The sequence below is a fragment of the Rhodococcus sp. 06-221-2 genome, assembly GCF_002258365.1.
GTDB lineage: Bacteria > Actinomycetota > Actinomycetes > Mycobacteriales > Mycobacteriaceae > Rhodococcoides > Rhodococcoides fascians.
The window spans coordinates 182,293-192,387 of record NZ_NOYJ01000006.1; the positions used below are offsets into that span (position 1 = coordinate 182,293).

The window sequence follows — 10,095 nt, forward strand, 5'->3', positions numbered from 1 at the left end:
CTACAGCACCTGCGAGAGGAATGTCTTCAGTCGATCGGTGTGCGGATCGTCGAACAACTGCTCCGGCGTTCCGGTTTCGACGGCGCTGCCGTGATCCATGAACAGGACCTTGTTCGACACCGACCGAGCGAAGCCCATTTCGTGGGTCACCACGACCATCGTCATGCCGCCCTTGGCGAGGTCGGCCATCAATGCCAGCACTCCTTTGACCAGTTCCGGGTCCAGTGCAGAGGTGGCCTCGTCGAAGAACATCACCTCGGGCTTCATGGCCAGTGCTCGCGCGATGGCGACGCGCTGCTGCTGGCCGCCGGAGAGATTGCCCGGACGCGAATCCGCCTTGTTGGCCAGGCCCACCAGTTCGAGCTGCTCCATCGCGGCCGCGCGCGCCGCATCCTTGTTGAGCCCCAGCAGCTTCTGCGGCCCGAGCGCGATGTTGTCGGCGACGGTCTTGTGCGGGAACAGGTTGAAGTGCTGGAACACCATGCCGATGCGTTGACGAAGTTCGTCGGGATTGTCCTTCAGCACCGACTTGCCGTCGAGCAGGATGTCTCCCTGCTCGGGCTCGTGCAGGCGATTGAGGGCCCGCAACAGCGTGGACTTACCCGAGCCCGAAGGCCCGATGACAGTGGTGGTCTTACCTGCGTCGACATGCAGGCTCACCCCACGCAGAACCTTGTTGGTACCGAACGACAGGTGAATGTCTTTGCCGGTCAGAGAAACTGAAGTCACGTCGGCTACCTCTCCACCACGATGGATGTTTCGACGGGACCGAGGGTGCCCGAGGTGTCGGCCTTACCGGATCGCAGGCGTCGGTCGATGTAATTGACCAGGTGCGTCAGCGGGATGGTCAGGATGAGATAGAACAATCCGGCGGCCAGCAGCGGCGAGAGATTGCCGGTTTGGGCGGCGGTGTCCTGGCCGACGCGGAACAATTCTCGTTGCGAGGCAAGCAGACCCAGGAAGTAGATCAGCGAGCTGTCCTTGATCAACGAGATGAACTGGTTGACGATCGCAGGCAGCACGCGCCGAATGCCCTGCGGCACGACCACCAGGTTCATGGACCGTCGGTAGCTGAAACCCAGTGCGCGGGAGGCTTCGAGCTGCCCGGAGTCGACGCTCTGGATGCCGGAGCGGAAGATCTCACCGAAGTAGGCCGCTGCCATCAACGACAGCGCCAGGATGCCCAACGGGAACGGGCTTCTACTGCCGGTGAATTGGGTCAGCGTCGGGCCGAACCCGAGGCCGATGAGCAGGATGACCACGGCGGCAGGTAGTCCACGAAAGATGTCCGTGTACACCCGCGCCGGCCAACGGAGCCAGCGGGTGCGGGAGATACCCGCCACCGCCAGCCCGAGTCCGATCACGGTACCGATCACTCCCGACGAGGCCGCCAGAATGAGGGTGTTCGGCAATCCGACCGTGACCAGTTTGGGAATGGTCTCGCCGATCAGTTCCCAATCGAAGAACGTGTCGTACAGATTCGACAGAGTGCTCATGAGGTACGAGTGCCCTTACGACGCCGGCAGAACGGACGCCTTGCTGCCCGGCTTCCAGTCGGCGGGGACCTCACGGTCCGGGTACCACTGCTTCTCGAGCGTGCTCCAGGTGCCGTCGTCGACCACGGCGTCGAGGCCGGCGTTCAGGGCGTCGATCAACGGCTGGTTGTCCTTGGCGACGGCGTAGGCGGTGAAGTTGGTGGTGTTGATGGTCTTCTCCAGAATGGAGACACCGTCCTCGGTCTTGACCTGACCGGTTGCCTGCTGCGACGGCGCGACCCAGGCGTCGACCTGGCCGGACTTCACGTTCGCGTACGCGGTGTTGTAATCCGGGAACCGCACCGGCTCGATGCCGAGGGTGTTGGTGACGTAATCGTCCTGCACGGTGCCCTGCACGACGGCGATGCGCTGATCGGCGTTCAACTCGGCGATCGTCTTGATCGAGTAGTCGTTCTTCGCGACCAGTGCCATCTCACCGAAGTCGTACCCGTTGGTGAAGCCGACGGTCTGGCGACGCGCATCCGTGGTCGAGATGGACGAGGAACCGGCGTCGTAGACCTTGTTGTTGACCGCTGCGAGCAGGCCCGAGAACTCGGTCGCCGAGAACTCGACGGTGAGGTTCAGCTTGGCCGCGACGGCTTTGAGTAGCTCGTTGTCGAAGCCGGTGAAGTTGCCTGCGTCGTCGATGAAGATGTTCGGCGGCGCGTCGGACAGGGTGCCGACGTACAACGTCCCCGGCTTGATCAGACCGAGGTTCGCGGTGTCGATCTGATCGAGCGCGGTGACGCTGTCGGTCGTGTACTTGTCGAGCGAGGCCTGGTCGGAACCGGCCAGAGCGTTCTCGCCGGTGCCACCCGAGCTTCCGTCGGAACACGCGACGGCTCCGAGCGTGAGTGCGAGCGTCGCAGCAACTGCTGCGATGGCACGGCCTCGTAAACGACGTGTGTTCAAGATGAAGCTCCTAGGTGCAATCGGGAGGGACGAACGAGGCTATCGTGCCGATGGAGGCACACGACAATCACATTGCAGTTGTATGAAGCAACCCGCTTGTTCCCGAAATTCCCTCACCTCAATCGCGTCTAGCGGTGTGCGTCCCGCCACGCGATGGCCTCGCCCAGTTCCGTGAGGTCGTAATCCGGTCCCCCGGTACCGACGGTGAACAGCGTGGCTCCGGCGTCGACGAAGTCCTGTGCGGTGTCTGCGCCCGGCCACGAGACCGAGCGGGTGATACCCGAGGTGTCCCGCCCGACGGTGGTGCCGTGCTCGGCGAGGATCTCGGATTTACGCTTCAGTGCATCGAGGTCGGCGAAGCTGTGCCAGATGTGGGCGTACTCGGCCACGAGCTTGAGGGTCTTCTTCTCACCGCCGCCGCCGATGAGGATCGGGATGTCGCGCGTCGGGGCCGGGTTACCGACGTCGAGGCGGTGCCGGATCCTGCCGAGGCTCTCCTTGAGCAGCGCCAGACGTGAACCGGCCGTACCGAATTCGTAGCCGAAGTTGTCGTAGTCCTTCTCGTTCCATCCGGCACCGATGCCGAGAATCAACCGGCCGCCGCTGATGTGGTCGACGGTGCGCGCCATGTCTGCCAGCAGGTCGGGGTTGCGGTAGCCACCTCCGGTGACGAGCGCACCGATCTCCACGTTCGACGTCTGCTCGGCCCAGGCACCGAGCATCGTCCAGCACTCGTAATGCGCGCCGTCGAGGTCGCCGTACAGCGGATAGAAGTGGTCCCAGTTGAAGACGATGTCGACCCCCGCGTCTTCGGACCGCAGCACCGCGTCGCGGATCAGCTGATAGTCGGGCGCGTGCTGGGGCTGAAGCTGAACACCGATCTTGACGGTCATGTACGTCTCCTCGTCGTGTGGGCTGTCTCACCCATGATGCACCTCGTTTCGCGCGATGCACGTCGATCGAGATCAGCCGACTCGTACTCCGCTCTCGGCCATCATCGCTCGGAGGACGAACCCGGCCTCGGAGCCGACGATGTCGCCGACCAACGTGATGTAGCGATCGACGAACGCTCCGCCGTGCTGTTGCTCGTCCTCGTCACCGAAGTGGTGAGCCAGTTCGTGCAGCACCACCAGCTCGCGCAGCGCCCAGGCCCGATTGCCCTGATGCAGGGGTACAGCGATGGTCGCGGCGTCGCGTTCGTAGTGGGCGGCACCCGATCCGGATCTGGCCCGGACGGTCACCGTCCGACCGGCGTCGGGCCACGTAGTCGCGATCCAGTCCAGCGCCAGCACCGCATCGACATAGCTCTGCACGGACTTCAACGATGCGAACTTCCGCTCGATCGGCAGCGTGATCTGTGAGCCCAACACCGTCACGACGCGGTTGTCGCGCTCCTCGGCTCGATCGAACATGATCCGCACCATCTGTTCGGCGTCGTACACCGCCGACCGCTGCGCATCCCTCGGTCTGCTCACTCGTCCAGCTTAAGCAGGTCGAGTTGTTTCCGTACCGGCGCTCGCCTATGGTTCAAGTGACAACGATTGTCGAAGTCATTCCCACTTCCAGGCTCAGGAGTTCGTCGTGCTCGTCGTCGAGAATCTCCGCATCGACGCCGGACGCACCCGCATCGTCGACGGCGTCTCGTTCGAGATACCCACGGGTCGACGCGTCGGCCTGCTGGGCGCCTCGGGTTCGGGCAAGTCCTCCATCGCCTCGGCTCTGGTCGGATACCTCCCGCCGGGCATCACGTGTTCCGGTCGCGTCGTCGTCGACGGCCACGATGTCGCCGGTGTTCCGACCCCGCGGCGGCCGCGCACCGCACGCCCGGCGATGGTCTTCCAGGACTCCGCGACGGCGCTGAACCCGATGGTCACCGTCGGCAGGCAACTCCGCACGCCCGAAGCCGCCGCGCTGCTCGCGCGAGTGGGTCTGCACGACACCGCGCGCGTCCTGGCCTCGCACCCACTCGAACTTTCGGGTGGTCAGCGTCAACGAGTCTGCATCGCAATGGCATTGGCGTGCGAGAGCTCGCTGGTGATCGCCGACGAACCGACGACGGCACTGGACGTCCTGAGTCAGGCGCGCGTTCTCGACGCTCTGCGGCAGGTGCCGTCGTTGCTACTGATCACCCACGACATCGCCGTCGCCGCGCAGTTGTGCGACCACCTGCTGGTTCTCGATTCCGGCAGAATCATCGAATCCGGTTCCACTGCAACGGTACTCAAGAATCCTTACTCGGATCGAACGCGACAGATGATCGATGTGGCTCGGGCGGCCGATCCGTTCCGGCAGCTGGTTGCGTCGTGAGCCTGGACGAGTCTGCCGGTTTGGTGGGTACGGCACTCACGCGGCAGTACGACCGGCACGGCACGTCGCACACCGCCTTGGATGCCGTCACGTTCGCGGTGCCGCCGACCGGGCGGATTGCCGTCGTCGGTGAATCCGGTTCCGGTAAAACGACATTGCTGCGCTTGCTGCTGGCCGTCGATGCCCCGAGCGGCGGAAGGATCTCGCTCGACGGGCGAGCCGTCCGACCCTGATCGGCCGGATCGCTGCGGTGGTTCCGCCGCCGTGTGCAGTACATTCCGCAGGATCCGGCGACCAGTCTCGACCCGCGCCGCAGCGTCCTCGACCTCGTCGCTACTCCGCTACGCCTACTCGGTATCGAGGGTGATCACCGAGCCACGGCCACCGGCGCATTGTCTGCCGTCGGACTCGATGCGCACTTCTTGGCTCGCCGTTCGGCCGAGCTGTCCGGCGGACAGAAACAACGAGTCGCCATCGCCCGAGCCGTGGCCTGCGCGCCGCACTATCTGTTGGCGGACGAGCCGGTCAGTGGGCTCGATCCCGACCTCCGAGAGCAGGTGCTCGATGTACTTGCCGGCCTACCGGGTGCGCTGCTGATCGTCAGCCACGACCTGTCGGCCGTGGCCAGACTCTGCAGCGACGTGTCGGTGATGCAGGAGGGTCGCATCGTCGAATCCGGTTCTGTCCGCAGCGTTCTCACTCGGCCCCAGCACGAGCACACCCGAGATCTGATCGACGCCGTTCCTCGGCTCACGTAACACAATCAGGAGCTACATTGACCAGCAACATGTTTCGCATCGGCGCGCTCGCAGCAGTGGGCACATTGACGCTCACCGGGTGTTTTTCGTCCAGTTCTGCCTCCTCCGACGACGGCGAGAACCGCGTGCGCGTGGCAATGCTGCAGCCACCTCGTTCGGGGTTGTCCCAGTTCAGTGACGACGCCTTCAAGCTGTCGCGCTGGTCCACCGCCGAGACGTTGATCGTTCTCGACGATCTCGGTGAGGCCGAGCCGGGTCTGGCCACCGCCTGGAACCGCGTGGACGATCGGACCTGGAACTTCGACATCCGGCCGGACGTGACGTTCCACAACGGTGCCCCGCTCGACGCAGCGGCGGTCGTCACCGCGCTCACCGCGGCCACACAGTCGGCCCCCAAGCCGCGCATCCTCGACGGCGTCGAGATGACGGTGACCGCCACCGACGCCGACAGCGTCGCCGTGACCACTGCCGACGTCGATCCACTGGTACCGCAACGACTGTCGAGCCCACAGCTGGCCATCCTGGCACCCGACGCGTACTCGACGGGCAGCAGCAACCCCATCGGAACCGGCACCGGGCCCTTCGTGCTGAAGGCCGTGAACGGCACGTCGACAGCAACTCTCGACCGCAACGAGAACTACTGGGGAGAGCCGGCGAAGGTCTCCGGCATCGACGTCGACTTCGTACCCGACGGCACGGCCCGCGCCGCAGCGCTACGCAACGGCACAGCCGATGTGGTGGAGGCGATTCCGGTGTCTCAGGCCGCCAACGTCGATCAGGCACTCGTGCACGAGGTGCCGATGCCGCGCACCAACACCCTGTACCTGAACACCGAGTCCGGCGTCTTCGCAGACCCGGCCATGCGCGCAGCCGCACGCGAATCGATCGACCGCGACCGTCTGGTCGATCAGGTGTACGAGGGCCGCGCCGACGTCGCGAAGGGACTGCTCGGCCCCGCTCTGCCGTGGGCAGCCGACCGGCCGTCGCGTACGCAGACCGCGGCCGGCGACGCCGCGGGCAAGAAGATCACCCTCGCCACCTTCACCGACCGAGCCGAACTCCCGGAGGTCGCGGTGCTGCTGCAGCAGGAGCTCGAAGCCAAGGGCTTCGTCGTCGAACAGGTCGTGCGCGAGTATCAGTTCATCGAAACCGATGCTCTCGCCGGTGCATTCGATGCGTTCATCCTCTCCCGCGCCACCGTGCTCGACTCCGGAGACCCGGCGGCGTACATGTACTCCGACTTCGCCTGCGAGGGATCGTTCAACATCTCGCAGTTCTGCGATCCGCAGGTCGACACCGCGCTCGCCGACGCCGCAGCCACCGATCCCGGCGACGCTCGCCGCACCGCGATCCTCGACGCCGAAAAACTGATCCTCGAAAAAGACGCTGCGGTACCGCTGCTGCACGAACGCGTCATCCAGGGAGAATCCGAGGGCGTGACCGGCGTGGCTCGCGATCCACGCGAGCGCACCTTGATCACCAACCAGACCGCCTTCGAGTAGGCAGTGAGAACGACTGCCTCACGGCTGCTCTCGGTAGCGGGCGTCGTACTGCTCGTCGGGATGCTGCCGTGGTTGTCCGACCGAGACCCCGCACTGAGCATTCTGCGGGCACGCTCCGCCGAGCAAGAAGCGACGCCCGAGGCCCTCGCGGCCATCCGCAACGACCTCGGTCTCGACGCCGGGCCGCTACGGACATTCTGGAACTGGCTCACCGGCCTCGCGTCGGGCAATCCCGGAACATCCTGGAACACCGGCAAACCCGTACTGCCCGGGGCGCTCGAGGCACTGTCCGTCTCGCTGACCCTGATGGGTTTCGCGATGGTCGTCGCGCTCGTGACGGCCGCTCTCGTCGTCCTGCCGAGCATGCGGGCCGGGCTGCGCGGCACGCCGAAGCGTACCGGCGGAAGCGTCGCCGCTGCCCTGACGTCCCTGCCCGAGTTCCTGCTCGCCTCGGTACTGGTGGTCGTCGGGGCGGTGTGGTTGTCGTTTCCGGCGTACGGGTGGAACGGGCCGGAATATGCGGTGTTACCCGCACTGGCACTGGGCCTTCCAGCGGGTGGCTTGATCGGTCGTCTCCTCGCCGACGCGGTAGCCGTGACCTTCACCGAGGGATGGGTGATCACGTGGACGGTGGCCGGGTTCTCGCGGCGGCAGATTGCCGTCGCTGTGTTGCGCCGGGCCGTCCCCGGACTCGCGTCACAGGTCGGTTTGATCATGGTGGCCATGACGGGCGGTGCAGTGGCCGTCGAAAAGGTCTTCGCCATACCGGGATTGGGGCGCTCGACTCTCGGTGACGCGCAGTCGCAGGACCTGCCCGCCCTACAGATCGACATCCTGCTGCTGCTGGCCGTCAGTGCCGCCCTCGGTATCGCGGCGGAACTGTTGCGCCGTCTACTGCTCGGCAGCGCACTGCACGAGAAGGCGATGCCGATCCCGGCCGGGGTGTTCCACCCGTCACCGCGTCGGTGGATCGTTCCGATTGCAGCCGCATCGCTGCTCGCGGTAATGGTACTGGTGGGGCTGCCACGAGACGGCCAGGTCACCACACGTGAGAAGTTCGCCCGACCATCGTCGGAGTTCCCGTTCGGAACCGACGCGTCCGGCCGCGACCTGCTCGCCCGAGTGGCGGACGGGGCCGTGCGATCGATCGGCCTGTCGCTGGCAGTCACGCTGGCGGCGTTGTGCGTCGGGGTACTGCTGGGGCTGATCCCCCGAGCGACCCGAGGGCTCGTGGAGGTCACCAATGCCGCACCGCCCGTCGTGACCGGCATCCTCATCGCCGCGATCTGGGGTCCGAGCGCCGGCGGGGCGGCTGTCGCGGTCCTGATCGTGACGTGGGCTCCACTCGCCGCGCACACCGCCGCACTCGTCGACGAGGCGCGAGCACAGCCCTACATCTCCATCTTGCCGACACTCGGTGCCGGCAACGGTCGAATCCTGTTCGGCTCCATCGTTCCCGGTGTGCTGCCGGCCGTGTTTCGGCACGCCATGATCCGGCTGCCCGGTGTCGCTCTGGCGCTCGCCGCCCTCGGATTTCTGGGCCTCGGTCCGCAACCGCCGACCGCGGATTGGGGACTGATCCTGTCCGACGGGGTAGCCGCCGTCGAGCGAGCACCGTGGGTCGCGGCAGCACCGCTGGCGTCGTTGATCGCACTGGCCGTCCTCGCCGTCTCCGTCGCCAGCGCGACGTCGGGGCGGGTGAGAACGACCGGTAGCGTTGTCGGGAAAGTCGATGCAGGAGGGCGCGTTACATGAGTTCGAGGACCGACAAGTCGCCGACGCGGTGGCGGTGGTCGTTTCTCGTCGACCTCGGGCGCGCCACGCCCACGGTGCGATTGCTGGTTCTCACCCAGATGACGTTCAACATCGGCTTTTTCATGGTGTTGCCGTATCTGTCGGTGCACCTGACTTCCGATCTGGGACTCGGAGCGGCACTCGTCGGCGTCGTCCTCGGTATCCGAACGTTCTCGCAGCAGGGCCTGTTCTTCGTGGGCGGCACCCTCGCCGATCGGTGGGGCATCAAGCCGGTGGTCCTCGTCGGCTGTGTCCTGCGGGTACTGGGGTTCCTGGGCCTGGCTGCGTTCGATTCTCTCGCCGGTGTCGTCGCCGCGACGGTACTGGTCGGGTTCGCGGCCGCATTGTTCTCTCCCGCAGTGGAATCCGCGATCGCCATCGAAGCAGGCAAGAGCGAACGCAGCGGCGGTGCCACCCGGGTTCAGACCTTCGCGCTGTTGTCGGTGTGCAATCAGATCGGATCGTTCACCGGCCCACTCATCGGATCTCTGCTGTTGTTGGCCGACTTCCGAATCGCATGTCTCACGGCCGCAGTCATTTTCGTCCTCGTCATCGCCGCGCACATCAGATGGCTGCCGCGCGAGCCCGGCGAACACCGCGACGATCCGTGGCTCTCGGGCTGGACCGACGTGATCCGAAACCGCACCTTCGTGCTGTTCGCCGTCGCCATGAGCGCGCAGTTGGTGGCCTACAACCAGCTGTATCTACTGCTCCCCCTCGAGGTCGAACGGGCCTGGGGATCCCAGACGGTACTCGGCTGGTTCTTCGCAATCTCCGCGGTACTCGTCGTCACGACGCAGTTGCCCATCACCCGACGCGTCGCCGCGGTCTCGCCGCGCATCACGCTGCCGATCGGATTTGCCGTCATGGCATTCTCTTTCGCGCTGGTGGCGGTCCTCAGTCCACTGGAGCTGACGGGGCTCGTCGGCCTGATTCCGGCCGCCCTGTTCGTGTTGCTGCTGGCACTGGGGCAGATGATCGCGATGCCGCAGGCGCGCGACCTCGTCCCCAAGATGGCCGCCGAACGCCGACTCGGCTCGTACTACGGATTCATGGCCTCCCTCGGCGGCATCGGGGTACTCCTCGGCTCGATCGCCGTCGGAGCGGTGATCGACGCGTCACCCGACACCGGCTGGGGAGCAGCAATCCCATGGCTGGTCGCTGCCCTGTTCCCCATCGCCAGTGTCATCGGCCTGCGAATCGTGTTGGCTCGACTCGACTGAGTTGGTTCTGGTGTCGCCGGCTTCTGTCGGCCGCCCGCATTTCCCCGCCCCCTTTCCTCCGTCC

General features: G+C 65.6%; 7 protein-coding genes and 2 pseudogenes. 5 read left to right on the top strand and 4 right to left on the bottom strand.

Annotated elements, in window-relative coordinates; translation table 11 throughout:
* From CH281_RS04285 to CH281_RS04305, 4 genes and pseudogenes are all read right to left on the bottom strand, one after another.
* Positions 1-729: an amino acid ABC transporter ATP-binding protein gene (locus CH281_RS04285; RefSeq protein WP_174557188.1), complete on the bottom strand. Its 729-nt coding sequence runs from the start codon at positions 727-729 to the stop codon at positions 1-3.
* 5 nt (positions 730-734) lie between these two features.
* Positions 735-2,450: pseudogene (locus CH281_RS27120) on the bottom strand (ABC transporter substrate-binding protein/permease).
* Positions 2,451-2,575: 125 nt separating this feature from the next.
* Positions 2,576-3,340, bottom strand: coding sequence for an LLM class F420-dependent oxidoreductase (locus CH281_RS04300; RefSeq protein ID WP_027495043.1), 765 nt, complete (start codon positions 3,338-3,340; stop codon positions 2,576-2,578).
* A gap of 72 nt (positions 3,341-3,412) precedes the next feature.
* The gene (locus CH281_RS04305) at positions 3,413-3,922 is read right to left on the bottom strand and encodes a TIGR04338 family metallohydrolase (protein WP_027495044.1); all 510 of its coding nucleotides are present in this window, start codon (positions 3,920-3,922) and stop codon (positions 3,413-3,415) included.
* A 106-nt stretch (positions 3,923-4,028) separates the two neighbouring features.
* On the opposite strand from CH281_RS04305, the gene CH281_RS04310 reads away from it, so the two are divergent.
* The 5 genes and pseudogenes from CH281_RS04310 to CH281_RS04335 all read left to right on the top strand — a co-directional run bounded on the left by CH281_RS04310 (position 4,029) and on the right by CH281_RS04335 (position 10,031).
* The gene (locus tag CH281_RS04310; protein WP_094693083.1) at positions 4,029-4,754 is read left to right on the top strand and encodes an ATP-binding cassette domain-containing protein; all 726 of its coding nucleotides are present in this window, start codon (positions 4,029-4,031) and stop codon (positions 4,752-4,754) included.
* 23 nt (positions 4,755-4,777) lie between these two features.
* Positions 4,778-5,512 (top strand): annotated as a pseudogene (locus CH281_RS04320) (ABC transporter ATP-binding protein).
* Between the two features lie 17 nt (positions 5,513-5,529).
* Positions 5,530-7,014, top strand: coding sequence for an ABC transporter substrate-binding protein (locus tag CH281_RS04325; protein ID WP_228139315.1), 1,485 nt, complete (start codon positions 5,530-5,532; stop codon positions 7,012-7,014).
* 3 nt (positions 7,015-7,017) lie between these two features.
* Entirely contained in the window at positions 7,018-8,769 is a 1,752-nt protein-coding gene (locus CH281_RS04330; RefSeq protein ID WP_218829770.1) for an ABC transporter permease subunit, read from the top strand.
* On the top strand, positions 8,766-10,031 hold the full coding sequence (locus CH281_RS04335) for an MDR family MFS transporter (protein ID WP_094693087.1): 1,266 nt from the start codon (positions 8,766-8,768) through the stop codon (positions 10,029-10,031). Before CH281_RS04330 ends, CH281_RS04335 begins: the two co-directional genes overlap by 4 nt.
* Positions 10,032-10,095: the final 64 nt, after the last annotated feature.

Bases quoted from the DNA above. Each gene is read 5' to 3' on its own strand.
- CH281_RS04300 (WP_027495043.1), bottom strand. From the start codon at position 3,340: ATGACCGTCAAGATCGGTGTTCAGCTTCAGCCCCAGCACGCGCCCGAC.
- CH281_RS04335 (WP_094693087.1), top strand. From the start codon at position 8,766: ATGAGTTCGAGGACCGACAAGTCGCCGACGCGGTGGCGGTGGTCGTTT.